This is a genomic window from Streptomyces sp. NPDC102514, assembly GCF_055584525.1.
Genome location: NZ_JBVJLW010000038.1, coordinates 1 through 24,597, shown reverse-complemented (window position 1 = coordinate 24,597; position 24,597 = coordinate 1). Strand labels below are relative to the sequence as shown.

The following is a 24,597-nucleotide window of genomic DNA, read 5'->3' as shown; positions in this document are numbered from 1 at the left end:
GAGGGTGGGCCTCGGATGGTCATCGGTGGCTCCTGGATTTCAGGGCGGGGCGGCGGAACTTGAGGAATTCCTCCTGCCACTCCTGCGGCTCGTGGGCGACCTGGGCCCACGGCGCGGTGGTCACGTGCGGGCCGATCGCCTCGAACACCGGGCCGGCATGGCCTACGCCGGTGGCCGTCAGAGCGTGCGCCAGATGGTTCAGGTCCAGCAGGGAGCGGGTGTCGGGCTGCCCCGGCGCGGGCTGTGTCGGCTCGAACCACTCCTGCAGTGCCTTGCGGGCGTAGTGGGCCTTGTCCTCGGTGACCCAGTACGCGAGCACACTGGCGGTCTGCCGTGTCGCCCACTGCTTGCGGTACTGATCGACGAACGCGTACAGCGGCAGAACCTTCAGCGGGGACCCCACGGGAGCTCTGGATGCCACCCACTGCGCGAAGGTGATCAGCTCGTCGCCGCGGGCACGGAAGACGGCGAGTATCCGGTGGAAAGCTTCACGGTTGTGCGCATCGCGCTGGTGCACCGCGTCCAGCAGCCGCCAGGGCCCCGGAGGCAGCAGGTCCTCACGCGCGATCCAGTTGAGTGGGTTGTGCGGCCGCCTGGGGTCGTCGTCGACCTGTGCGAGCGTCATAAAGCACAGAGGCGGCACCGGATCGGCCGTCCACTCCGCAGCCGCATTGCACGCGTAACGGGCCTTGAGAATGGCCTGCATCAGCTGTGGCCGGGAGACGCCGTTGCGATGGGCGAGGACCACGCGTTCGCTCAGCACGCGAGCCCGCATCATCCAGGCGTTCCAGTCCTCAGGCTCCTCCGCGGCCCACATCTCGATCGCCTCGGTGTCCACCGCCGCGCGGCCCAGAACCTGACTTCGGCTACACCGCACTGCCCAGGAGTCCGTCCTGGCGAGCAACTCCTTCGTGGACAACCACCGATTCAGCCGCAGATCCTCCAGGGCGACGCGCAGATCGGCATCCCGACCTGCGGGATGCGGGAGTGTCAGGCGCATGTCAGCCAAGGGCATCAGTGGGCCCCCAGTGTGAGAAAGCTGGGAGGGTGACGGCGGCGCACTGGCCTGGCGCGAGTAAGGAATGCATGGGGTGAGTCCTCAGAGCAGGGGGGGGCGTCGGGCCGCAGCCCACGTGATCCGCCAGCCATAGGGGGAGCCGGGACTGCTGACTGCGGCCCGAAGGGGCTTGTTGGGTCAGTCGGCGGCGCTGGCTGCAAGCTCGGTCGGCAGGGACTGCGCCTGGAGCCGGTTCGCCCACTCGGCGTGCGGTTCCAGACCCAGGGCGTAGCGCCGGTCATCGAGCCGTTCCGGCTCTACGACACGGTAGAGCCGGAGGAAGCCGACGTGCGTTGGGACGTAGAGCGTTCCGAAGCGCTGCGGCTGTCCGAGGTTGAAACAGATCCGATCGGCCAGTAGTGCGTAGTGCAATGGGTTGGCGTCGCCTTGGTGCACGGCCTTACCCAGCAGCTCCAGCGCACGGGCCTGCAGTGCACCGTCGGTGCAGTACGTCGCGATCCGCCAGGCGCATAGCGAGGCACGCTGGCCGACGAGCTGGTAGCCAGGCCAGCCGTGCTCGCCCAGGATGCGTTGTAGGAGGTCTGTCTCCGCGGCGAACAGGTCAACAAGGGCTTTGGCCGCCGCTGCGTCCGCTCCGGGCATGCTTGCTTCGAGCCCTTCCGCGCGCCACAGGCAACGCAGGAGATCGATGCCGAAGTTGGGCGGGGCCGGTTTCGTCGTGGTCATGGGGGCATCAACTCGGAAGGTCAGTCGTCGGCGGACATCGGGAATTCCCTCGATGCAGTTCAGGCGCAGATGGCTATCGGGTAGGGCCTGGAGTGGTTTGTGCAATCAGGGGGCGTCGTGGAGGTAGAGGGCGCACCAGGTGATGAAGCCGTCGTTGCTGATGCCCCAGTCGTCGGCGATGGCCTCGACGAGGAAGAGTCCACGGCCGCTCTCGTCCAAGGAACTCGCTGCCTGTGGTTTGGGAACCTCGGGCGAGCCGTCGCGGACCTCAATCCGCAGGTGACCGTTGACAAAGGACAAACGCACTCCGACATCACCGCGGCCGTGTCTGAGCGCGTTGGTGACCAGCTCGGTGACGAGTAACTCAGCGTCCGCGATGAGCGCCGGTCGTTCCCGGCAGCTCAGGCCGGCCCGTACGACACTGCGTATCCGCTGTGGCCAGAGCATGTCCACAAGAGCTACAGCCCCATTTCCAGACCCATGGCCGCGAGCGAAAACCACCTCAAGGCCGGTACGCGGGAGGAAAAGGAAACTGGCGTCGGGAGTATTATCAGTGATGATTGCAGTCGATGTCATGCCGCCTTCTTCACGGATTCTCACTTTACGATCAGCGATCAATAGCCAGGAATGGTTCGGCAGGCGAGCCTTGGTGGTGAATTGAGGGGTGAAAATGCTTCATGTGCGGCTATTGAGTTGTCGGGCACGGGCCTACTTGCGTGCGGCCATCGCGATCTCTCGGGCAGTAGTAGAGCCGCCAGACAACCCAGAGACACTTGCCTCCCGCGTCTGAGGGCTTGCCTTGGACGGTGGGGTTCGCAGATGAAGCTAGAGCGGTTGCGGGCCAGGACCCAAGTAGATTGCGCGAGTTTGCAGCAAGCTCATTGACCGGTCACAACGCATCGCAGACCATCGCTGAGTCGAACAAACCTGAGCAAGGCAGCAGACAGGAGAACAACCATGAAGCTACGGTTCCTTGGTAAGAACTCCACGGTCGGTGACTGCCCGACCCTCTACGCCACGGACCGGGACACCTACCTCGTCCAGGGTTGGAAGATCTTCGCGAACGACCTGTTGATGCAGCTTGAGATCCCGGAGGGGGAGACGGCGGTTGAGGTGCCCACAGAGCTGTTCGAGCACCTCACCGAGGACGACCTGGCGGTCGGGGAGATCAGGCGCGTCGAGGATCCGATCATGATCCTCACGCCGAACGGTACGTTCGTGGTCCAGGGCCGCGAGGTGACCGACCCCGAGACCCTGGCTCAGATGGAGATTCCGGACTACGAGACCGTGGTCGAGGTCCCCAAGGCTGCGATCACCGCCCTACTGGAGGAACCGCGTGGAGCTGATCTCCAGCGCCGAGCGCAACCAGCTCTTTGAAAGCTTTGCGCACGACGCATTCCATCTGGAGCTGAGAGACGACTACTCCGTTCCCGACGAGGACAGTCCGTTCGCGAACTGGCTCCGTGGCGAGACCGTCGACTACTCCTACATGGAACCCTGGACACAGCTCATCCGGCGCGTCACCAGGCAAGGGAAAGCCGTCCGGCGCGTCCGGGTCGTGACCGAGCCGCACACTTCCTACATCCAGTGGGAGCACGCCACCACCATCCTGAACGAGGAGGCTGGCGAAGAGATCCGCTGGCTGCCCCGGCACCGCCTACCAGAGGGCATTACCTTCCCCGTGGAAGGTAGCGACTGGTGGCTGTACGACGACCGCCTGCTCGCCGTGGGCCACTTCGCTTCGGATGGCAGGGTGCTCGGGTCAGAACTGATCGAGGCCCCGGACACCGTGGCCGAGTGCGTACGCCTACGGGACCTGCTGTGGTCGGCAGCCATCCCGCATTCTGAGTACAAGCCCTGACCGACCCGTGAGCACCCAAGTACAAGAAGCACTGCAAGCGCTTGGTGCCCGGCTGCGCGGCTTCCGCAAGGACGCCGGATTTGCCAGCGGCCGGGCCTTCGCGCGTGCCACCTTGTGGCAGGAGTCGAAGGTCTCTCGCATTGAGAATGGCAAGCAGCGCCCCAGCGAGGCCGACATCCGAGTCTGGTGTGAGACCACCGGCCAGGGGGATCAACTCGGCGACCTGGTCGCGATCGTCCGTCATGTCGATGAGCTATGGCTCGAATGGCGTCGGCAACTCCAGACGGGCGTCGAAAAGCGACAGCGTCAAGCTATTCCGGTGTACGCCAAGACTAAGGTCTTCCGCATCTGGCACCCCACGCTCATCTGGGGAACCCTCCAGACCGCGGACTACGCTGCCGAGGTCTTCCAACAGGGCGTCAGCTACTACGAGATTCCCAACGACACCGAAGCGGCCGTGGCGAAGCGGCTCGAACGCCAGCAGTACCTGTACCAGGGCGAACGCATCTTTAACGTCCTCCTCGGCGAACAGGCCCTCTACACCAACTTCGGCGGCCCAGAAGTGATGAGGGGACAGCTCGACCGCCTCCTGGCGGTGATGCGTCTTCCCCGTCTCAGCCTGGGCATCGTCCCTAAATCCGCTCCGACCCTCATTTGGCCAGGCAACGCGTTCTCGATGTTTGACAGCCGACTTGTCCTCGTCGAAACCTACTCGGCGGAGCTCTCCGTCTCTCAGCCCCGAGAAATCGAGCTGTACACCAAGGCGTTCGCCCTCCTGAAGCAGTCAGCGGTCTACGGCACCGCCGTCCGAGATCTCATCTCCACGGCGATCCAGCACTACGACCAGATCCCGAACGACTAGGAGAGCGCACCATGCAGCCGATGGACCTGAACTGGCGAACCAGCTCCTACACAGAAACGCAGAACTGCGTTGAAGTAGCAGACAACGACCTGACTATGGTGATGGTCCGAGATACCAAGGCGCGCGGCCGGGGAATGATCGAAGTCCACCGAGCTACCTGGGTAGCTTTCGTGGAGCACGTCAGGCGGAGAAAACACACAGGCAAGAACCCGTAGCCCTGGCCTCTGAGGCCCGGCTACGGGAAGTCCTCCCACCGGTCAGCGGATCGTTTCATCCATGAGCAGGTACAGCAGACCGACCAAAGACCCGCTGCTCACGACCTCACGACGGTCGATCATCCCCCGCACCTCGCTGAGGGGGACCCACTCGATGCGGTCGGACTCGTTCTCCTCCGTGGGCGGTCCGGAGTAGGTCGCACCGTCGACGCGGAAGACGTGATGCTGCGAGTCGGTGATCCCGTTGGCCGGCTCGGCATAGACCAGAGGCTTGATCGGGCCAGGGCGCCAGCCGGTCTCCTCCAGCACCTCGCGAGCCGCAGCTTCCTCCGGAGTCTCGCCCTCTTCCACCAGCCCCATGGGGAGTTCCCAGGCCCACGAGTTGGTGATGAAGCGATGGCGCCACATCATCAAGACCTCTTGGCGGTCGTTTACCACGGCGGCCACGGCCAGATGCCGAAGCCGAACAACGTGGTACTCCCAGCGACGGCCGTCCGGTTGCTGGACGTCCACCAACCACAGGTTCACCCAGGGGTTGTTGTAGATCTGGCGCTCACCGTAGGTCTTCCACTCCATGCCCGCGGCCCCTCTCGATCGGACTCCAGGGTCTCAGGCCAGCTGAGATGAAAGGCTGCCAGTCAGCGCTGACGACTGGAGTCCTTCACTGCGCTGGTCGCTGCTGGCGCGGTCGGCGTCAGGGCCGGAGTGCGTCGGTTGTCTTGGGCGGACGCGGCGTAGGGACTTTCTGCTAGGGCGGGTAAGCGGGCGCTGCGGCGTAGGCGCCATACGAGGACGTCGCTGATGGAGTCGGCGGTGTCGAGCTCGCGCCGTTGGGCGGCGTCGGCGAGCAGGGCGGCTGGGTCGTGGCCGGCTTTTCGGGTGTCGTCGAGGGTGGCGGCCAGGGCGGGCCAGCCGTCTTCGGTTTGGATACGGTCGGCCAGGTGCGGCAACGCCTGGTGGAGCAGGTCGGCTTGTCGCTGTCGGGCGCGTGGGGCCAGACGCTGGCCTCGTCGACCAAGGATGGTCATGGGCTCGGCGGCGGCTAGCTGGTAGGCGGTGCGGAGGTGTTCGGCGGCTTGGCGGGCTGCGGTGGCCTGCTGGCTGTGGTGCCTTTTGGCGTGCCAGTTCGCTGCGGTGATGGCGAGGAAGAAGGCCATGTCGATGAGCATGGCGGTGCTGGCACCGTCTTCGCCGCGGCTCAGACCGGGGCCGCTGTAGAGAAGGTCGCGGGCGGCCTGTCGCAAAGCCCGGTCGTGCCCGCGTACGGCTCTTACGTGGGAACGGCCAACTCGCTCGAATGTAAGGGCCGCTTCACGGAGGGAGGCGCGGGTGTGGGCGGCGGAGGTCGTGGCGAGCGCGTCCAGGATCTCTCCTGTGGCTGCGATCTGGGCTGCCGCTGTGCCGGCGTCGCCGTGGTCGATGATCAACAGGGCTCGCCATGTGGCGGCGGTGGCCCGGCGCCGCGCGAACGCGGGACCTGTTACCCGTGGAAGGGAGGGCTGGTGCGGGCTGGAGCTGTCTGCCGAGGTGGTGGTGGTTCCTTCGGGGAGGGTCCAGCGGTCGCGGATGCGGGGGAGGGACAGATCGGGTGCGAGGGTGGAACCGGCGTAGAAGACCGGCTCGTCGTCCTTGTTGCGGTCCTCGGGGAGGGCGACCTTGTAGCCGAGCAGGTCACCGGAGGGCGCGAGGCGCTTGCGGATCAGCACACCGGTGGCGGCCAGCCGGTCGAAGAACTCCTCCTCGCCCATCGCGCCGGCCGCCGCACGGCGCACCAACTCGCGCAGTTGATCGCGAGCCGTGCGTTCGCGGCCCTGGCGCTCGGCTTTGTGGTGTTCGGCGCTGGTGGCCCGCTTGGCGGCGGTGCCGTCCCCGGATGCGACTTGGTATAGGCCGAGTTCCTTTTCGATCAGACGGCATTCGGCTTGGGCGCGTTGGCCGGAGCGGTGGTGGTCGGGGCGGCGGCCGTCCTCGCGGATGAGGGTGGCGATGATGTGGATGTGGTCGTCGGCGTGCCGGACGGCGGCCCAGCGGCAGCCGGCGCCGTCGTTGGGGTCGATGCCGGTGGCGGCGACCACGCGGCGGGCGATGTCGGCCCACTGCTCGTCGGACAGGATCGGGTCGTCGGGCGCAGCACGCACCGAGCAGTGCCAGACATGCTTCTCGGGACGCTGGTCCGCGGTCAGTAGGGACAGGGGCTGGTCAAGGAGGTGCTGGAGGTCCTTCTTCGTCACCGAAGGGTCGCGCCCGGGGTCGGGGGCCACGCCGTCGAAGGAAGCGACCAGGTGTGGGTCGATGTGCTCCTCGTGGGTGCCCTTGCCGTACAGGTAATGCACAAGCCCGAGGGTGTTGCTGCCCTGCTGGTGGATCCGGGGGATCAAACTGCTCGGTCCTCCTGCCGGTTTTCGCCCCGGTCTGCCGCTCGCTGGACGGCTTGTGCGGCACGTTGCAGGTCGGCGAGGACGGCATCCAAGTGCGGCGCTTGGCCACCGGAGTTGAGAATCTTGGCGACCTGGTTGACGTTGCTGCCGGCCCAGCCGAACTGACGACGCACCCCGAACAAGGCGATCAGGATGTCGCGGTCAGTTGCGATCGCCGCCGCGGTGCGCGACTGGTCGCGCGCGGCGGCCAGGGCACAGTGGGCCATAAACCCGGCCACACTCATACCGACGTGGTCGGCGCCGGACTGGATGATGGCGAGTTCTTGTGCGTTCAGGCGCACGCTGTGAGCGGGGCGCTGCTTCTTGTCACGCGGACGGGACGTCCCCTTCCTGGCCAGGCGCTTGCGGCTGGCCTTGTCTGGCTGCGGTCCGCCCTCGGCCGCAGCCTTCCCGTCCGGCGCCCCCTGGTGCCGGACGGGCGCCGCCACCCCTGGGGCGGGGTCGGGTTCGGGCGCACCCCCCGCGGGGGAGTGTCCGAACCTCCAACTTGCTGTGCGGTTTGGGGCTGGGGAGGTCGCGTTCTGGTGCGCCTCGGTGGACGTCTGAGGGTGACGCTGATGCATGGAAGTCCCTTGACGAAGTATTTGAGGCGGGGCGCGGTCCGTGGTGGTCGGGGCCTGAGAGAGACCGGTCAAGACCGGGACGGTCCTGCGGGGATGCACCGGATCGGGGACCGTGGAGACCGGCCTTCTTCTTCCGGTCCCGGGGCCCGGTCCCCGTGGTTGGTCCCCGTTTGAGGGGACCGTGGTACCAGTCGGTCCCCGCGTTTCTCGGTCCCGGCAGGCGACGAAGGCGTCGGTCCCCGGTCCCCGCATGGTCGGTCCCCGAGTGCGCCGCGGGGACCGAGGCTGCTCTTGTAAGGCGTTGATCTGTTTGTTGTCCCCGGTCCCCGGTCCCCGGTCCCCGGTCCCCGGTCCCCGGTCCCCGGTCCCCGGGGACCGACTAGTTCGTTGGGGACCGGTCCCCGTACGGTGCCGTGTTCGGCTCCGGGACCGGTCCCCGCTTCGATCGGGGACCGGTCCCCGAAGTGCGCCGTCGGGACGGTGCCCCGAGAGGTGGCGTCGGTCCCCGCTACGGGAGGCAGTCGGTCCCCGGGACGGTCCCCGTTGTGCTGGGGACCGGCCCCGAGGTCTGGCGACGGTCCCCGGACGGAATGGCCTGTGCGTAGATGCCGACCGACCGGCTACAGGGATGGCGTGTATCGGTCGGTCTAGGCGGGGTCCTCGCGTCGGCGGTCGGGGCCTGTGAGGATGACGCGTTCGGTCATTTCGGCGAGGCGGGAGGCGACGCGGTCGCCGAGGGTGGTGCGGAGTTCGGCGGTGGGGAGGTTGGTGGTGATGAGGGTGGGGAGCAGGTGCTCGTAGCGGTGGTTGATGAGCCGGTAGGTCAGCTCCTCGGTCCACTCGCTGGCCTTGGCCGCGCCGAGGTCGTCCAGGAGCAGCAGCGGGCAGCGGGCCAGGGCTTGCAGCTCGCGTTCGCTGTCATGCCCGGTGCGGGAGCTGGGGCGCAGGCGGGCGTGGAGGTCGGCGCTGGTGGTGGCTTCCCAGCGCAGGCGGACACCTCGGTGCAGGAGGGTACGGACGGCGCCATATGCCTGGTGGGTCTTGCCCGTGCCGGTGGGGCCAACGATCAGCAGGGAGCCACCCTCGGAGATACCGGGAGCGCCGGCTGGTCCTGCGCGTCCTGCTCGGGCTATTTGAGTGGCCCAGGCGGTGATCTGGGGGTGGTCGGCGAGGGCGCCGCGGTAGCGGGCGGGGATGCGTCTGTCGGCCAGCTCCAGGGCGCTGACCGGTTCCTCCGGTGGCGGTGCCGCCGTGGCTGCCGGGTCGAGGCCGCGGGCGGTGAGGATGGCTTCGAGGCGGGCCGTCATGGAGCCGACGGGCTGCGGCGGGCGCCTGCGGGTGCCGGTGGTGGTGTTCAGAGCTGGCCTCCGTAAGCCGCTGCGGTATCGGCCGGGTTGGTCCAGGCCCGGCTCGGAGCGGTGCCGCGGGTGGGCGTGTTCATCACGTCGTTGACAAGGCTGGGCAGCGCGCTGGGGTGCACTCCCTTGGCCCGTTGCCGGACCAGCGCGGCGCGGATGTGGTCGGCCTTGATGCCCTCGGCCAGCAGGTTGCGCACTTCGCGTCCCAGATGTCCCAGGAAGCTGCCCGGCGGGCGTTCGGCACACGCGGCGACGTACTCGCCGATCAGGTCCTGCACCGAGACGCTCGCAGGCGCGGGGGCGCTTGCGCCCCCCGAAGGGGAAGATCCTAGATCCAAGTTCCTAGGTCCTAGATCCGGACCGTGAGGGCTCACGGAGCCCTCCGTGAGCCCTCCGTGAGTTGGTGATGAGGACTCACGGAGCGGCGTCTGACCAGCGAATTCTTCAGCGGGCGGGGTCGTCGCCCCGGCTCCGTGAGGGGTCACGGAGTGCTCCGTGAGATCTCCGTGAGTCCTCAGTGCGGGCTCACGGACAGGGCCGGGGTGGCCGTGGTCGTGGTGCGGGCAGTCGGGGTGGCGCACGCCGCTGGGCCGGTTGATCTTCTGGTGGCGGGCGAAGGTGACGAGGTGCAGGTAGCGTTTGCCGTCGCCGCCCTCGTAGCGGCAGATCAGCCCGGCTTCCTGGAGCTGGCTGAGGTCGTCATCGACGTCCATGGGGCCGTGGTCCGGGCGCAGCGACCACAGCAGGCCGGCGATGACCGCGGCCTGGTCACGGAACCGGCCGCGGTCATCGGCCTGCGTGAGCAGCCCGAAGAACGTCCGCTCCGCAGACAGGGACACCATCGCCAACGACTCGGAGGCGAACGCTTCGGGCTTGATGGTGCGGATACGGGCGATGTCGATCGACCACCTTCGTCGCGATTCGAGGCATTGTCCGGCCGGAACGCCGGGGCGCGTGGACAACACAGCCACACCCACCGCGCACAAGTCCAGAGTTGACTCACAAACTCTGTAGTAATCGTGCGGGGCTGGAAAACCATAAACCCGAAACGCCGGTCAAGGAAAAGGGGTGCCGGTAACCGGCACCTCGCGTCCATCGCTCACGGCAGACACCACACCGCTTCCCCCGTTCGGGAAAGCAAGCTACAACACACCCATGCCGCCACGCCCCCTCGAAATCGGCCCCGCCGGACAAGCCGCCGCACACGCCATAGAACGCCTGCGCACCACGCGCGGCTACTCGCAGCGCTACCTCGCCGCCCGCGTCACCGCCCTCGGCCGGCCCCTGACCTTCACCCAACTCTCCCGCATCGAAAGACGAGTTCGCCGTTGCGACGTCGACGACCTCGTAGCCATCGCCGCCGCCCTCGGCGTGGCTCCACAAGCCCTCCTCGGCGATGCCGGTACGCGCCCCCGACCGGACGGCGGGGCAATGTAACCGACGATCGCCGGTTGGCCAAACCGGCGATTCTCCGAACCATTGAACGACCCGGGGCGCCTACGTGTCCCAATGTTGTGTGTGAGGAGTCGAGCAGTTTGGCGCAGTCCGCAATAGGCGATTTTTTGTTGCTCTTCGAGGGGCGAATTCGTGCCCTTCTGGAATGGATTGAAGAGGAGTTCTCGGGACCGGTGTTTCCCTTCTTCGCCTTCATGGCGGGCACAGTGGACTCGCCTGAGCAGTAATAACCGTTCCGCGCTCTGGCCCAAGATCCGTGCGCGGGTACACCGCCGTACACATTCCGGCCTTCTGTGGTCCGCACCTCGCTGCGGCCAGCACGTGACACATTTCCTGGGCGATGTGGTCCCACTGCCCTGACCGGGCCGGTTGACCTTCGTCCTGCACCACCCCGGCAGCCCGGCGGAACCGAATCGCCGGCTCTTTCCGCCCCTCTTGTCTCCAAGGAGTCGCCCATGCCTGCCCGTTTGCTGTCCATTCCTGCCGTGGCCGCCGCTCTGGACGTCGACCGCCGCACCGTCTACCGCTTCATCGCCGCTGGGGACCTTCCCGTCGTCGATCTGCGCACCGGGACGCAACGCTCCCGCGTCCGTGTCCCCGCTGCAGGGCTGGAGGAGTTCATCGCCAGCAGGATGGTCGTCTCCCCGCGCGCCCGCCGGTGATCTCTCGCAGTCGCTCCGGCCCTCATCGTTCTTGCGTGAAGGAGCAGTACCACGTACCTGCGTAAATTGAAGTCCGGTCGGTGGCAGGCGACCGTACGCAACCGGACCGGTGACCGGTTCAGTGAGTCCTTCCCCCTCAAGGCCCAGGCGCGGGCCTGGGGCATCGAGTTGGAGACCCAGTTCGCCCGCGGAGCGATACGTGACCCGCGGGCCGGCGAAATCGCGTTCCGGGAGTGGCACGACCGATGGTGGAACGCCCGCATCGTCGAACCCCACACCCTGCGCGGCGACGCATCCAGCATCAAGAACCACGTCATGCCCTACTGGGCGGACTGGGAGATGCGGGCCATCACCCGCATGGACGTCCAGACTTGGATCCGCTCCCTGGTCGACAAGGGCGCGGGCCCTGCTGCGATCAAGCGGGCTTACAACCTGACGTCGTCGATCATGCGTGCGGCGGTCGACGACGATGTGATCGCGGTGAGCCCGTGCCGCAGCATCGATCTGCCGCCGATCGCTGTCAAACCGCCGCAGTGGTTCACGCCCGACCAGGCGCAGAGCATCCTCGACGCACTCGCCCCCGCCTGGCGCACGATGTGCCTGCTCGGCTTCTACACCGGACTGCGCTGGGGAGAACTCTCCGGCCTGCACCGCCACCGTATCGACGTGCGCCGCTCGCGCCTGTTCGTGGTGGAGGTCAACACCAAGAGCGGTATCAAGGAGTACCCCAAGAGTTCGAAGAGCCGCCGGGAGGTGCCGCTCCCGCCCCACGTTCTGGAAGCGTTCGAGCGCCACATCCACCGGCTCGACCGCGACGCGGTGGTGTTCACCACCGTCACCAAGGGCCGCTCCGGACGCCTGCTCGCCGACAGCAACTGGCGCCGGCAGACCTGGTGGCCCGCCGTCGAGGCCGCCTACCACTTCGGCGACGACGGCGAGCTGCAGCTCGTCCCGCACTACCCACCGCACTCCATGCGCCACACCTGCGCCTCATGGCTCGTCCAGAAAGGAGTCTCGCTCTACGAGGTCCAACACCTCCTCGGCCACGAGAGCTTCCAGACCACCCAGCGCTACGCCCACCTCCAGCCGGACGCCCACAAGGCCGTCCTCGGAGCCTGGAAACGCATGGAAAACCCGCTCACCATCACTACGTGAACGTTCCTCCGCCCCTGTCCGCGTCAGACGGGGGCGGAGGCGTCTTACGGCAGGTGACGCCCGAACGGACTGAGGCCAGCCAGCGGGTGTCACCTTGTGTCGAGGAACGCCCTGGCGCCGCGGAGCCTGATACCCAGCCGGCGTTGCGTGGCTGTCGAGGCGTACGTCCAGTGCCCCCAGTAGCTAGGTGTCCGCCTGGCGGCCCGCGGGCAGCAAGGAGGGTGCGATGCCGTCGCGGCGGGCGCTGAGCACGCTCAGGGAGTAGCGGCTGAGGGCGTCGGTGCCGGCGAGGTGGAAGACGCCTGTTTCGGTCGAGGCCGCGAGCTTCCACAGACCGGCCGCGAGATCGGCAACGTGGACAGGGCAGCGGATGCCGTCCGTGAACAGAACTCCCTCCCGCTCGTTGGCAGCCAGTTCGTGCACCGCCTGTTCGCGGTGGTATGTTCCGTCGCCGATGATCAGGGAGGTGTGGTCGGCAATGCCGTCCGGGCACAGCAGTCGTACAGAGGTCTCATCGGCGGCTTTCGCGGCTCCGTACGGGGTGATCGGGGCCGGGTCACAGGTCTCGTCGTAACGGGTCTTGCCAGTGCCGGAGAACACGGCATCGGAGGAGACGTGCACCAGGCGGATTCCAAGCTTCGCGGTGGCCATGCGGATGGAGCCGTCCGCAGAAATCGCGCAGTCCGCACCGTCGCTTGTCACGTTGATCACCACGCGAGGTGCCACCGGAGCCAGGAGCGCTTCCACCTGTGCGGGATCACGACGTCGAGCTGATGTCAGGCGCCGACCTGCGCAGCACTGGAGCGGGAGCGGAACGTAGCATCTGCGTCCCAGAGTTCCGGGCCGACAGCGACGAGTTCGGCAGCGCTAGCCACATCGCGCAGGAACTCCTCGACCGCCGAGAACAGACCCTCGGCACCGCAGCACGGGTCGTGTACCGGAAGCGACCCGCACGTGACCGCTAGAGCCATGCTGTCGGGGCCGAGTAGCAACCTCACGGTTGCAGCGGACACTCTCTTGGGTGTTGTGAACTCACAGAAGAGCTCCGGTGACGCCGCGGTAAAGCGACGTAGCCGCTCGTCGTACTCCCTGTCCCATCCGCCGGTGCGGAACCGCGCTCCTCACCAAGGTCGAGGGTGGTGAACCGGGACAGGACGGGCTACAGCAGCCGAGCTCCGGCCAGTTGGCGCACGGTCACCGCGAAGTCGAAGGCGTCCAATGCTTCGACGACAGCGGTGGGGAAATTCCGTGTGAAGAAGTGTAGTTGCTCTGTCAGCTCCCGCTCAGACTCGGTGTCCGCGTCCGACCGAAGACCTTCCAGTCCTCACGCGGCTGCGGCCCCGGTAGATCACCCCTCTTCCGCCTGCTGGAGCAGGCAGTCCATCCGGCGCAGCAAGTGAAGGGCAGAACCACCTTGCCGTATTCGCTTGCCTTGAAGTCCCCCCCGCAGCAGATCTGACATGGACCAGATATGGTCCGCCAGCGCGCGGTTCCCGTCCCTGGACACTCACCCTCCCCCGCACCGCCCATACACGGTTCTCGTCCGGCGCTGTGCTGATCAGCATGGTAGCCACAGCTTCGTCTCACTACCCCGCCGTGATCCGCCTGTTGTGGCATTTGGTCTATGCCGGCCCTGCCAGGCGAGGTTGGTGGGCCCGCCCAGCGAGTCGCGGACACCGACCTTGCCGATGGCGTGCTGCTGATCATGCTGATCATGCTGGGCGGGTGGTCGAGCGTGTGCGGGGGCGGACGCGGGCCGGGCCCCTACGGCGACGATTGGTGGCCCTCTCGCAGTAGCACGGCTAGAATTTGTTCGGCCTCGGCAGCGTTCGCCATGTGCAGCTCCCGGCGCGCGCCGCCCAGACTGAGTTCGAGGCGCTGCACCAAACCCTGTCTCTGGAGACTGGACAGAACGGCCGCCACTCGACCCGCTCGCAGCCCCGGCAGCGCCACCGCGACTGCATCGCGGCCAGGCACGAAGGACACTCCGTCCGTTGCCCCCTCGTCGAGGAGCCTGCGGGCCAGCCGCCAGAGCACCATCGGGTCCTCGTCCTCGATGATGAGCCACTCGTGGAGCCCCTCTGGCGCACTGATCATCAGGCCGGGCTCGCGGGGCAGCGCCCTCTGGGCGGCGAGTCCGTAATCCCTGCCCTGCGACGGCGCGCCGCTCAGCACACGCCACTCGATCCGCAAGGCGCTCGCGTCCGCTTCCACGTGGAAGGGCAGCGAGTTGCCGGGCCGCGCCCCTTTCGGTGCCCGGGGTTCCGGCCTTTCCGGATGAGCGGCGGTGAATGAGGAGAGTGACGACGGCAGCGATGCGCGCAGGTAGGGGGCCAGGAGGCGGCGCAGCGCCTCACCTGACTCCGGTGCCTGCGATTCCAGCAACGGGCGGGCCAGCTCCGCGGCGAGTAGGTCCAAGCCCTCGGACAGAAGTGGAGCTCCTCGTGCATCGGCGAGTTGGGCCAGGGCCCAGGCGAGGTGCCGTGAGTCACTGCGGCGCCGAGCAAGCCACGCGTCCACGGCCAAGACGTCGATCCGAGCGGGGCCGGTCTCATAGCGGTCCCAGTTCATCTCCTTCCACTGGTCGACACGGTCCAAGTCGCCGCGTCTGCATGCCAGATAAGCGACCGCCAGATCGAAGAGTGGAGTGCCTCGTACGCCAGGATCGTCCCACCAAACCCGCTCCACGATGGCGGCCCAGCCCCATTCCCCGAGCCGTAGCGCCTCCAGCAGGGTGAAACCTGAGTCCGCGACGGGGCGGACCTCCACCGGACCCTGCGGCCGATGCTCGGTCGGCCGCAGGGTGAAAAGGGATGCTTCCGGCACCAGTGTGCATACCGGACGCCTTCGGCCGCCACCGATCTGTAGGATGCTGGGGCCACCTTGCGGGGTGGCCACCGTCGCGGCCTGCCTCGTGGCCATGTCCGACGGGTCCCGTACGGTCCAGTCGCTGTCTGGCGCCCAACCCCATAGTCGGACCCAGCCACTTGCGGCCCGACCAGACTTCTTGGCACTCGGGTTCTCCTCGTTCGCGCGCCGCGCGGAAAGCACGGCGCGCCGGGTGTGGCCACCGGTCACCGCGATGGACTGAACCGAAAGATAGGGGGACCAGCCGTGGACCAGGCACCGTTCCTCGTACGGGATCTCCACTGGGGTCGACATTCCAGCGCGCAGCGGGACCCGCGCCAGCCGGCGGTTGCCACGATCAAGGACCTCGGCCGCGCCGACGACCGCGCCCGGAGTGGCACTAGGCACCGGGGGAGCCACGATGTCGACGTGTGCCGTAGTGACGCTCACAACTCCTGCACCTCCACCGTCCGCGCACGGCAGGGCGCCTGCATCCAGACTTCGTCGCTGCGGCCCCGGAAGCGACCGTCGGCGAACGACACCTCGACCCACACCGGGCCGACGGGTCCGTGCCCGATCCAGGGTTCAGGCATCGGCGGGCGGGACGCGTACAGCTTTTGGTGTTCCTGATCCATGAGCGCCCACTCGGCGTCAGACAAGGACTCCCCGGGCGATGTGTCGAAGTGAAAGGGGACCGCAGGAGCCTCGTCGAACGAGAAGAGAACGCCGCCCGTGCTCGTGCTTAGCGAGGAGAAGTCACAGTGCTGCTGCGGCATGATGATGCCGTCCTGCCGCAGCCCCGGCCAGGCCATGAGCTCACGCACGAATTTCCCGACGGTCTCCGTGGTCACTGCCCAGGCTTCGCCCGCGGAGTCTGAGTCGGGTGTCCTTAGGGCACGCAGGACCGCCTCGGTGAAGCGGGTGACTCCTCCCAGCGGGCCGTGTGCCTTGGTGCCCGGGAGAGTGGAGTGGACGACGACTCTGTCGCGGGTGCGCGGTCGGCGCGGCGGTGTCAACAGATGCGTGGCGCGGACGTCCCCCTCCTCGTACAGCTGTTCCGGAGCGAAGCGGCAGGCATCGACGAAGAAACACTGGACCCGGGCGCTGTTCTTCTCCATCCCCTCCACCAGAACGCGGAGGTCCACTGCGGTGCGGAAGTAGTCCCGCACGTTCTCACCAGTGTCCTGAAGCAGGAGGATCTGAGAGCTTCTTCCGACCTGGACCCCGTGGCCGCAGAAGAAGAACAGCGCCACGTTGTCGGGGTGGCTGTTGCACCTCTCGTACCAGGCATTGAATGCCTCTTCCACCCCCGCGAGGGTGGCCGGTCCGAGCGGCACCTCGGCGCCGTCATCACCCTTGAGGACCATCTCTTCGCGGGCTGAGACGACTGCTTCAAGGCTGCCGAGCGACATTCCATCCGGCAGGTCTCGAAAACCTTCCAGCAACCCCTCGCACAGCGCACGTGCGGACGCCGGGGGAGAGGCCAGCTGAGTGAACTCCTTGGACAGCCGGTCGCCCTTGCGGCCCTTCACGTACCGTGTTCCGCCCGGGAACCAGTCATAGGCGCCGACGCCGACTACCAGCGCGTGAGCGGCAGGCCCCTCGACGCCGCTCTCCCAGACCGTGGTCATGTCGGCTGCCCCACCCTGCGCGCCAGTCGCGCGTGGAAGTCGCAGGACGTGAGATAGGCCCCGTGCGCCCACCAGGCGCCGGTACGGAAGACCAGGTCCTCCGCGCCGGCAAAGACCGGAGCGGCCGCGAAGGCCAGCGGGTCGGACCGGTCCAGGACGTTGATCCAGCGGTTCACGTTCGGCAGCGCGGTGACCTTGGGGCAGCGTGGGTTCGGCACCTTGTCGTCACTTGACGCGAAGAGCTTGAGCTCCTCGAAAAGGCCGATCTGAGTGCCTACAGTCACCAGCAGATCCACCCGCACATCGGGCCGGAAGTGGGACAGCACGTCATGGACGATGTTCCCGCCCATGCTGTGAGCGAGCACCACCAACGGCTCACCGCGCAGCGTGGCGTCCCGCGCTGCCTCGTCAAGGGAGTCAGCGATCCGCTTCACGATCTGGCCGGGCATCTCCAGGGTGCCGCGCTCGGCGAAATAGCCCATGACGTCACCCATCAGCAAGGCCATCGGACGGGCGGCCCAGCGGCGGACACCAGCGACCAAGGGCCGTGTGCGGACAGAGACTTCGAAGGCGCGCAGCTGGTGCACCGCGCGGACGGCGCGGGTGGGCAGACCCCTCTCGACTCCGAAGCTCTCCCAGGACTGAGGGCCCGCCTCGGCCGGGCCGCGGCCCGTGCGTCGCTCCCAGTCGGCGACCTCGTCGTGGAGGCGGTGGAGGAAGTCGTCGTCTTCCTCGAGCTCCTCGAGCCAGACGAAGAACTCCGCGCCGTCACCCCGGGTGCCCTCGTCAGTCTTCTCGGCCCAGTACGCGGTAGCTCGCGAGCAGAAGGCCACCAGCTCCGCAAGGGCGCCCGGCTCGGACTCCTCGGCGTTGTTGCCGGCCAGTGCAAGCAGATCGATCGCCCGCTGCAACGAGATGCGGGCGGTCGCCGTCAGGACCTGCTCGGTGTCCCGCTGTTCCGTTCCGGCGACGGCGTCTGCCAGAGCTTCAGCGACGACCTCCTCCAGCGGATCCTCGCCTTCGCCACCCAACGACTCCACCTCGGCTGGGGCCAGCGAGGCCAACCCCCAAGCCGGTTCCGCGACAAGCTCGCCCCACCACGGGTTGGACAGTAGAGCGCCGGGGGAGTGGCCGGTCGCGGGCAGGAGGTATTGGCGCAATAGCTCGTCGCGCAGTGCGGCGGAGCGCACCACGGCGTCGGCCTTCCGGTTCCCGATACCGTGAACATGTACCAATGCCACTGCGCCTCCTGACTTGCACTCACCGATAGTTCATTGTGCGACACCGGGGGGTTCCAGAGTGAGTTGTCCAGAAAACGGTCGACCACCCTGGCGCTAGGGAAGGTCGTTGCGCATCGAACCAGGAGGGGAGTTATGGTGAGCGAAATCGTGGTGGCGCAGCCGACTATCGATTACGAGGACAGACGCAGCGTTCTCGGTGGCGACGTCGAGGTCCTGGCTGGGGCGGTTCACGAGGTGGTGGGTCCGCATGGCCTACCCGACGGTTAGAACCAGGGCGGAGCCGAGGGCGATCACGTACGCCAGAAGCCGCTTGTGCAGTTCTGGCATGTCCGTCGCGCGGCTGCCTGTGTGCGAAAGGCGAGCTGGGGGGGAAGGCGTCTTCTCAGACGCTGCGCACAGTGCGACCGACGAGGGTATGCAGTACCGGCCACATATGGAAGAGCAGGTCCCGGTTGAGATACCGGGGCAGGTCATCACGCAGGCCCTCGTGCAGGACGGTGCGGTACAGACTCATGCGCTGGCGAGGCTCGCTCATGTCATACGAGGTCATCCCCGACCAGGCCATGTGCAGAGGCGGCTCTACGACCCCTTGGATCGGGCCGTGCAACTTCTCCAGCGCCTCCGGCGGACGCCGCCGAACCTTCTCCTGGTACAGCGCGAGGTCCTCGGTCTCCGCCCCTGAGAGGTCCTTCGGTGCGCTGGGGGAAAGTTGTGAGCTGGAGGGCGAACCTTCATTCTGGTGCCGGAGTAGTGGCGCGGGTTTCCTCATCGCCAACCTGGAATCAGCGCCGAAGCCTCTTCTTCTCAGACTGTTCCAGGTAACGAAACTAGCGATCTGCCTGCCAACCTTGGGCTGGAATGATCTTGAAGACGTGAGGACCCGGGATCACGGCTACGCTGAGTCGCGCCGAGGCACGACCGGTCGCGCAGTGCCCTCGGACTGGTTGGAGGACTCTGGTCTGGTGCAGGAGCGGGACGATCCGCCGGAGGTTGACGAGGCGGAGCCTTCGTCGACCTTGCGGGCCGTCCCGGATGACGCCTCAGCCGTGCATTGGGTTGCCCTGCCTTGTGGCCTGCTGGCCGAGGGGCGTGATGGCGGGCTGTGTTGACGGTGCCAGGCTGGGGAGGTCGGAGAGCACCACTCGGTTCGGCCCGTAGTAGCTTTTCAACGTTTCGGGTCGCGCCATGCGCAGCCACAGCGGGGCGCCAATGAGGATGCGGCTGACCCCGTCGATCTCTGGCTCGGTTCGCAGGTCCCATCGTCCCGGTGTGAGTGTTACGTCCTTGTAGATCGTGGCGACGAAATCGGACGCCTCGAAGCCGATCACTGTAAACGCGCGGGTCTCGGGCCGTCCTCTATGGTCGGCGGGGTCCGCGTAGATGCCTTGTGTCGTCGCGACCTTGAGGGTGTCCACTGCGAGCGCCTCAATGTCGTCAGGGAACCGGTTCCTCGTGCGTGCGCTGAGGGGCGCACCACGTAGAGCGATGAGTTCTTCGATCGCTGGTGCCGCTGACGAGGCCCAGCCGCCGACGGGGTCGTCTTCCGGGACGGTGAATCCACGCAGGTTCTTCAGGCCGCCGAACAGGCAGAGGTCGACCCGGCGGCCCGCGCGGGTGGTCGTCTGCGCGTGGATCATGGCGGTTCGCTGGCCGAAGGTGTGTTCGGGGTCGGCACCCCAGCGCTGGAACTCCGATACCACCACCCGGCTATTCCCCTGTACCAGCTGCAGGGGGCCAGGGGCGTCGAAGTCGGTGGCAATGTGGGCACGGAGCCTTTTCTTGATCGTCTCAGCGACTTCGAAGGGGGTCTGCTCCCGATCCCGGCCTGCGACATCGACGCCGCTGCCGCCCAGGCCGAGCTTCACCGCGGTCTTGATGCGTGGGGTCAGCCGGACCCCGTTGTCTTCTACGACCTCACGGACCAGCCGGTCGGACCAGTAGATGTACCTGCCTACGGGCTTGGGCAACGCTGACCTCCGCAGAACTCGGGCCCGGCTACCGAAGGGGGGCCACCACTATGGGAAGACGATCAGGTGCGGTGCGGGGGTTCCCGCAGAGCGGAGGCTGCCGCGCGGCCCGGGTCAGTAGTCCTCATCCGGAGCGTCGGCGAAGATCGGGTAAAGCTGCACCCCTAGCGCTATGCGCGCCTGCCTGAAGTCCTCGTCTGCGGGGCCCTTCAGCAGGTATCTGTTGCAGAGCAACGGCACGGGCCAGCCGGCCGCGCGCATCTCCTCGTATTCGAGTACACCGGCCGTGGCCGCCCATGTCCTCAGACCATGCAGCGCGGTGTCCGACTCGGCGGCGGTCACGTTCGCTGCGTACACCAGCCATCCGTCAGCGGCGTTTTCCTCCCCGATGGCACACTCTGGGCTCCCCTTGGACGGTCCGAGCGGCTCGTCCGTCCCGACGACCAGGATGCGGGTGCGGTCCAAGCGGGCGAGGAACAGCACCACGCGGGACACGTCCACTTGAGCTTGCACTTCGTCGGCCGCTGCAACCTCCTGGTCTCACTGGTCCGCCATCGACACCTCGTCGAGGTTCACGGTTCCACTCTGGCCGCCTTGCGGCATGCGGTCCGCTGGCATGCGTGCACTCACCCCGTCGGCTTTGAGCTGTCGAAAGACGGACCGTTCGACCTGTCGCGCGGCCTCGCGGGAGGGGAGCAGCACCGCGCAGTGCAGGTGCCAGCCCTGGCCCCGGTGCTGAGCGATCCGCGCGGAGTTCAGACCGGCGATCCCGACCTTCCCAATCTGGGTGGCGCTGTGCGTCACCACGTAGACATGGGTGGGCGTCGCGATCATGCGTTGATCTCCGTCCGTGCCGACGCGCGAAGTTCGGCGAGGTCGGCAATGTGGTTGTAGAGCGTGCCGGAGCTCACGCAGAGGAGCTTGGCGATCGGGGTGATGGAGCGTTGGGCACGAGGTCGCGGGCGGCGCGGATGATTTCCTCGGTGGCGACGGTGGGACGCCCGCCGACCCGGCCGCGGGCGGAGGCCAGGCCCTCGTGGGAGCCTTGGACGATGAGCTCGCGGATGAACTCGGCGAGGCCGGCAAAGACATGGAAGACGAGTCGGCCGCCGGGGGTGGTGGTGTCGAGGTTCTCGTGGAGGGAAGCGAAGCCAATGCCGCTGTCGCGGAGTTCGGCAACCATGATGATGAGATCCTGCAGGCCGCGGCCGTATCGGTTGAGCGAGGGGACGGCAAGTGTGTCGCTGGCTTCGAGTAAGGCGTGACATGCCTTGAACTCCGGGCGAAGGGCGTTCTTGCCGGACTTTTTGTCCGCGAAGATCTTCCGGCATCCGGCGCAGGGCCCCGGCGTTCTCGCGATTCGTCTGGTTTGAGACTTCTGCCCAGTTCGGTGCAGCCCATGTTCGCGCGTGTCGCACCGACGACTGCACCGGACGGCCGGGGTGATGAATCGGGCAATTCTCGGGAACAACGGCCCCCTGGCAATGGGCCCTTATCGATCTCGCCATGTCAAGAGAGGCCCAGACCATGACTTTGAAGTGCTTGCACGACATGTGACGTTGATTCGGCGAGGTTCAAACCAACGGTATCGACGAAAACGACGTTGGCCGCCGTCTCGGCATAGCGCAGGACATTCGCCTCGTACATGGTGAAATACTTACTATTCACATCCTTCCCGAGCTTTTCCTTTCGCGACTGCTCACCCCTGCTCGAGATGCGTTTCCAGCATGTGTCGAAGTCGGCGGCGCAGACGACCGTGAGCGCACTGCTGTGATAGTCCATGAGACCTTGCAGCAGCCTTTCGCATGGATCTCTCGGCACTCCGAGGTAGTCGAACCATGAGATCAGGCTTGCCACACCACGATCGCAAATTGTAATGTCGTTATTGAGGCGCGATCGGCTGATGATGCTCTCTCTTTCGATTTCCAGCGCAATCCTTAACAACACCTCCACGTTCCCATGGTGCCGAAGATCTTCACGCTCCAGCACTCTGGAGATGTCGACCAGTTCGGGTTCATTCTTGCGGCCAACGACACGAACACTCTTATCGGTCAGCATTTCGCGTACACCGTTGATCAAGGAAGACTTCCCGGCGCCATCGTAGCCTTCGAAGGTGACAAAACCTCTGAGTGAACGCTCTCCCTCAGGCATTTCCACCTGTTCCTTCACGGGTCGGAGGATCCGGCTTCTTTCGACCGATTCGATCCCTGATACCCGCCAGGACAGTCACAGGATCCACCGTCTTTCGGATAAACGCACCTTCCGCAACGTCGTAGACGCCATCCGAATACGTGTCGGTTTCCCAGTTTAGTGAACTGATGTGGGCGATTATGTTGATCGTGCTGTAATGCCCTACTATCGCCAAAATCGGGTCACCATCACCAAACACCCGAAGGATTCCCCTTTTGACTCGCGATGTCTGCGCCTCCATGCTCTCCTCGTCAAAATTTGGCCGCAGGAATCGGTCTCGATAGGAAAGGCTTACGTACTCTGGGTTATGCTCACGAATGAAGTCCTCAGTCTTTTCCTCGAAGAGGCCCGAATGGTACGCGCGAAACTCCTCAATGATGCGAAAAGCCTTCTGGGGAAATATGAAGGACGCGGTCTCCAGGCACCTCAGGAGTGGCGAAGAGTAAACTTTCGGTTGCTCAAGGGATTCCAAAGCAGCCCGTGTTTCCGCGAGTTGCTCTTCGAATCCCTCGGCCAGGGGAGCATCGTATAGCCTGCCCCAAATGCCAACTCTCGAACGAGTGCTGGTTCCGTGCCGTATAAGGACTAGCTCCATAGACATCAAGGTTTCTTTGCTCGCAGCCGCACTTCCGCGTGCGGAGAGAATGAGAGGCTTGCTATCGGTGGCTGATGGTGATGTCGGCACGCATTCGTGCACCCAGACGAGGAGAGATCAGAACTTTTGCCGATTCCGAGGGTGACACGTATTTTGCGGCTACCTGGAGACAGAACAGCGAAAACAACCCGGCCGGAATGAGGGGCGACGAAGTGCCGGCCGCTGCCGCTCCTGCTGCGCCCACAGCGAGAAACCCCTGTACGACACCCGGGACTTTCTCCACTATGCCGCTGACGTCCGAGACCTTCGAAATGAAATGCGGGCGAAAACCCAGCATTCCGACCTCCTTCCCGACATGCTTCATGATCTCATCAGAATACCTGCGGAGAGAATTGACGAGTTCATCGCGCAGTATTTCGTCGGTGGGTGCCCTCCTCCAGTGAGAGAGGGCTTCGAAGTATCGCTCACAGGCAGGCGATCGTCGAATAGTGAGCAAAATATCGCCGCTCACCAGCCGTAGATGAGCAGGTCTAGGAAGACGAATGGACACATCGATCAGTTCGTCCAGGTGGCCGACGCCCCCGTCCACATCCCCCTCTCCTGACAACAGGTTGTTTCGCCACAAATCCATGGCGGCGACGAACGGCTCCCATCGTGGGCTGTTGCCAGCTGTGAGAATAATGTTCGCCAGACTTCGATTGTAGAGTTCGCACGCGCAGGTGTAATAGAGCCGCAAGTCGCGTTCGGCGGTCGCGCCAACCTGGGACTTCACTCGGGTCAGGAGTTCACTGATGTTTTCGATCCGCCCTGAGCCACTGCCCAGAAGCCGCTCACCGGAGACCTGGATCAGCTGACTGAGGAGAATTCCCTCCGAGCCGAGCAGGGTACTCGACCGCTCCAACGCAATCGCGAGTTCTTGGCCTATCCACTCGCGACTGCGGTTCCAGAAACTGAGGAAGTCGTCCGGATCCAGTCCCGTCCCCAGAATGGGTGCTTGTTCTGCGCCAAGATAGTTCCTCAACGCAGCACGAACAACGCCGAGTTGTCCACCGAGGACCAATGACTCGCCGTGAAGGGTGTCCTGTCAACTCTTTCCGCGATGCGTTGCGCCTCGGCACTGAAGCCGCGGCGATCGGAGCCTTCCATAAAAGCGAGCAGCTCGGACAGACTGCTTCGTTCCCGGCGGAAATATGGCGTGACGAATCCGTTCCGAAGGCCGATTTCTATCCACGAGTCCCGAGAAGAGTACTCGGCAAGGTGATCACCAAGCCAGTGGCCCTGCAAAAAATAGTGGTCCGGGATCGCGAGCTCCGGCTGCAGCAACAGATTGTAGTAAAGACTCCGATCGAAGGAGCTACGCGATATCGCAAATTGATAGAACCCGTGGCCAGCAGCGAATAACGCCGCGTCAGGACGAGACATGACCGGCAGTCTAGCCCAGCACGTCAGTGACTGGGGGATGGTCGTCTCCGATTCTTCAACGATCTTGATTGCCCGAGCGCCGGTCACCCGCAGGCCCGACCTCAGTCATCGGAGTCGGCGTATGCCAGTTGAATTTTCCCGAGGAAGAAATACCTTCGGATAGCTGCCGTCGCGTGACACCCGTGACTACAGGGGACGATGGGGTCAGGGAGTTTGCAATGTCGCAGGTTGGTGGAGCTCGGGGCTTCGGCGTAGTCACATGACGTCCGATTCATGATCACCGTGGCTCCCTTTAACCTCGAAGTTTCGTGACGGTCCGCCGACGGAGTCGATGGACCGTTTTCGTGCCGTGGGTGAAGGCTGTGCAGGCCCAGGGCCCGAGTGTCGCCTC

The 24,597-nt window shown here is 65.7% G+C and carries 28 protein-coding genes; 7 read left to right on the top strand and 21 right to left on the bottom strand.

The features are described 5' to 3' along the window. Nucleotides 1-19 precede the first annotated feature (19 nt). The 3 genes from ACZ60E_RS44595 to ACZ60E_RS44585 all read right to left on the bottom strand — a co-directional run bounded on the left by ACZ60E_RS44595 (nt 20) and on the right by ACZ60E_RS44585 (nt 2,320). On the bottom strand, nt 20-1,009 hold the full coding sequence (locus ACZ60E_RS44595; protein ID WP_469448081.1) for a hypothetical protein: 990 nt from the start codon (nt 1,007-1,009) through the stop codon (nt 20-22). A 186-nt stretch (nt 1,010-1,195) separates the two neighbouring features. Next, a complete protein-coding gene (locus ACZ60E_RS44590; protein ID WP_469448080.1) occupies nt 1,196-1,744 on the bottom strand; it encodes a DUF6624 domain-containing protein in 549 nt (182 codons plus the stop codon). Nucleotides 1,745-1,849: 105 nt separating this feature from the next. Next, nucleotides 1,850-2,320 carry an ATP-binding protein gene (locus ACZ60E_RS44585; protein ID WP_469448079.1) on the bottom strand — a complete coding sequence of 157 codons (471 nt, stop codon included), beginning with the start codon at nt 2,318-2,320 and terminating at the stop codon, nt 1,850-1,852. 381 nt (nt 2,321-2,701) lie between these two features. Between ACZ60E_RS44585 and ACZ60E_RS44580 the strand changes: the two genes are divergently transcribed. Genes ACZ60E_RS44580 through ACZ60E_RS44565 form a run of 4 tightly spaced genes read left to right on the top strand, consistent with a single transcriptional unit; the run spans nt 2,702 to nt 4,682 of the window. Further along, nucleotides 2,702-3,121, top strand: coding sequence for a hypothetical protein (locus tag ACZ60E_RS44580; protein WP_189774690.1), 420 nt, complete (start codon nt 2,702-2,704; stop codon nt 3,119-3,121). Then, complete coding sequence (locus ACZ60E_RS44575; RefSeq protein WP_469448078.1) at nt 3,081-3,605, top strand: DUF6879 family protein; 525 nt, start codon at nt 3,081-3,083, stop codon at nt 3,603-3,605. Before ACZ60E_RS44580 ends, ACZ60E_RS44575 begins: the two co-directional genes overlap by 41 nt. 7 nt (nt 3,606-3,612) lie before the next feature. Next, nucleotides 3,613-4,467 carry a helix-turn-helix domain-containing protein gene (locus ACZ60E_RS44570; protein ID WP_189774694.1) on the top strand — a complete coding sequence of 285 codons (855 nt, stop codon included), beginning with the start codon at nt 3,613-3,615 and terminating at the stop codon, nt 4,465-4,467. An 11-nt stretch (nt 4,468-4,478) separates the two neighbouring features. Then, nucleotides 4,479-4,682, top strand: coding sequence for a DUF397 domain-containing protein (locus ACZ60E_RS44565; RefSeq protein ID WP_469448077.1), 204 nt, complete (start codon nt 4,479-4,481; stop codon nt 4,680-4,682). Nucleotides 4,683-4,724: 42 nt separating this feature from the next. Here ACZ60E_RS44565 and ACZ60E_RS44560 read toward each other — a convergent pair whose 3' ends face one another. The 5 genes from ACZ60E_RS44560 to ACZ60E_RS44540 form a co-directional block, all read right to left on the bottom strand. After that, nucleotides 4,725-5,258, bottom strand: a complete 534-nt coding sequence (locus tag ACZ60E_RS44560; RefSeq protein ID WP_469448076.1) for an NUDIX hydrolase — start codon at nt 5,256-5,258, stop codon at nt 4,725-4,727. A 62-nt stretch (nt 5,259-5,320) separates the two neighbouring features. Further along, nucleotides 5,321-7,060, bottom strand: a complete 1,740-nt coding sequence (locus ACZ60E_RS44555; RefSeq protein WP_469448075.1) for a relaxase/mobilization nuclease domain-containing protein — start codon at nt 7,058-7,060, stop codon at nt 5,321-5,323. Beyond that, nucleotides 7,057-7,401: a plasmid mobilization relaxosome protein MobC gene (gene mobC, locus ACZ60E_RS44550; RefSeq protein ID WP_469448074.1), complete on the bottom strand. Its 345-nt coding sequence runs from the start codon at nt 7,399-7,401 to the stop codon at nt 7,057-7,059. The genes ACZ60E_RS44555 and mobC overlap by 4 nt, the downstream gene beginning before the upstream one ends. Before the next feature lie 929 nt (nt 7,402-8,330). Continuing rightward, nucleotides 8,331-8,990 (bottom strand): ATP-binding protein, encoded by a 660-nt coding sequence (locus tag ACZ60E_RS44545; protein WP_469448073.1) that lies wholly within the window; start codon nt 8,988-8,990, stop codon nt 8,331-8,333. 47 nt (nt 8,991-9,037) lie between these two features. Continuing rightward, nucleotides 9,038-9,937, bottom strand: a complete 900-nt coding sequence (locus ACZ60E_RS44540) for a hypothetical protein (RefSeq protein WP_469448093.1) — start codon at nt 9,935-9,937, stop codon at nt 9,038-9,040. 259 nt (nt 9,938-10,196) lie between these two features. On the opposite strand from ACZ60E_RS44540, the gene ACZ60E_RS44535 reads away from it, so the two are divergent. The 3 genes from ACZ60E_RS44535 (at nt 10,197) to ACZ60E_RS44525 (ending at nt 12,313) form a co-directional block, all read left to right on the top strand. Then, a complete protein-coding gene (locus tag ACZ60E_RS44535) occupies nt 10,197-10,478 on the top strand; it encodes a helix-turn-helix domain-containing protein (RefSeq protein WP_469448072.1) in 282 nt (93 codons plus the stop codon). Between the two features lie 473 nt (nt 10,479-10,951). Beyond that, complete coding sequence (locus ACZ60E_RS44530; protein ID WP_469448071.1) at nt 10,952-11,158, top strand: helix-turn-helix domain-containing protein; 207 nt, start codon at nt 10,952-10,954, stop codon at nt 11,156-11,158. A 66-nt stretch (nt 11,159-11,224) separates the two neighbouring features. After that, nucleotides 11,225-12,313 (top strand): tyrosine-type recombinase/integrase, encoded by a 1,089-nt coding sequence (locus tag ACZ60E_RS44525; protein WP_469448070.1) that lies wholly within the window; start codon nt 11,225-11,227, stop codon nt 12,311-12,313. A gap of 183 nt (nt 12,314-12,496) precedes the next feature. Here the strand turns inward: ACZ60E_RS44525 and ACZ60E_RS44520 are convergent, their stop codons facing one another. The 13 genes from ACZ60E_RS44520 to ACZ60E_RS44460 form a co-directional block, all read right to left on the bottom strand. Continuing rightward, on the bottom strand, nt 12,497-13,039 hold the full coding sequence (locus tag ACZ60E_RS44520; protein ID WP_469448069.1) for a sugar nucleotide-binding protein: 543 nt from the start codon (nt 13,037-13,039) through the stop codon (nt 12,497-12,499). A 1,038-nt stretch (nt 13,040-14,077) separates the two neighbouring features. Further along, the gene (locus tag ACZ60E_RS44515; RefSeq protein ID WP_469448068.1) at nt 14,078-15,610 is read right to left on the bottom strand and encodes a hypothetical protein; all 1,533 of its coding nucleotides are present in this window, start codon (nt 15,608-15,610) and stop codon (nt 14,078-14,080) included. Then, a complete protein-coding gene (locus ACZ60E_RS44510) occupies nt 15,607-16,791 on the bottom strand; it encodes a caspase family protein (protein WP_189774711.1) in 1,185 nt (394 codons plus the stop codon). Before ACZ60E_RS44510 ends, ACZ60E_RS44515 begins: the two co-directional genes overlap by 4 nt. Then, a complete protein-coding gene (locus tag ACZ60E_RS44505) occupies nt 16,788-18,032 on the bottom strand; it encodes a lipase family protein (RefSeq protein WP_469448067.1) in 1,245 nt (414 codons plus the stop codon). The genes ACZ60E_RS44510 and ACZ60E_RS44505 overlap by 4 nt, the downstream gene beginning before the upstream one ends. A gap of 382 nt (nt 18,033-18,414) precedes the next feature. Further along, complete coding sequence (locus ACZ60E_RS44500) at nt 18,415-18,801, bottom strand: hypothetical protein (RefSeq protein WP_469448066.1); 387 nt, start codon at nt 18,799-18,801, stop codon at nt 18,415-18,417. 271 nt (nt 18,802-19,072) lie between these two features. After that, nucleotides 19,073-19,999, bottom strand: a complete 927-nt coding sequence (locus ACZ60E_RS44495; protein ID WP_469448065.1) for a hypothetical protein — start codon at nt 19,997-19,999, stop codon at nt 19,073-19,075. Between the two features lie 114 nt (nt 20,000-20,113). Beyond that, nucleotides 20,114-20,485, bottom strand: coding sequence for a hypothetical protein (locus tag ACZ60E_RS44490; protein WP_469448064.1), 372 nt, complete (start codon nt 20,483-20,485; stop codon nt 20,114-20,116). A 54-nt stretch (nt 20,486-20,539) separates the two neighbouring features. Then, on the bottom strand, nt 20,540-20,833 hold the full coding sequence (locus tag ACZ60E_RS44485; protein WP_469448063.1) for a hypothetical protein: 294 nt from the start codon (nt 20,831-20,833) through the stop codon (nt 20,540-20,542). A gap of 73 nt (nt 20,834-20,906) precedes the next feature. Continuing rightward, nucleotides 20,907-21,470 (bottom strand): recombinase family protein, encoded by a 564-nt coding sequence (locus tag ACZ60E_RS44480; RefSeq protein ID WP_469448062.1) that lies wholly within the window; start codon nt 21,468-21,470, stop codon nt 20,907-20,909. 38 nt (nt 21,471-21,508) lie between these two features. Beyond that, nucleotides 21,509-22,168: a nucleoside/nucleotide kinase family protein gene (locus tag ACZ60E_RS44475; protein WP_469448061.1), complete on the bottom strand. Its 660-nt coding sequence runs from the start codon at nt 22,166-22,168 to the stop codon at nt 21,509-21,511. Beyond that, nucleotides 22,143-22,790, bottom strand: coding sequence for a histidine phosphatase family protein (locus ACZ60E_RS44470; RefSeq protein ID WP_469448060.1), 648 nt, complete (start codon nt 22,788-22,790; stop codon nt 22,143-22,145). The genes ACZ60E_RS44475 and ACZ60E_RS44470 overlap by 26 nt, the downstream gene beginning before the upstream one ends. Nucleotides 22,791-22,845: 55 nt before the next feature. Beyond that, nucleotides 22,846-23,805: a hypothetical protein gene (locus ACZ60E_RS44465; protein ID WP_469448059.1), complete on the bottom strand. Its 960-nt coding sequence runs from the start codon at nt 23,803-23,805 to the stop codon at nt 22,846-22,848. Further along, entirely contained in the window at nt 23,802-24,206 is a 405-nt protein-coding gene (locus tag ACZ60E_RS44460; protein ID WP_469448058.1) for a hypothetical protein, read from the bottom strand. Before ACZ60E_RS44460 ends, ACZ60E_RS44465 begins: the two co-directional genes overlap by 4 nt. Between the last annotated feature and the right edge of the window lie 391 nt (nt 24,207-24,597).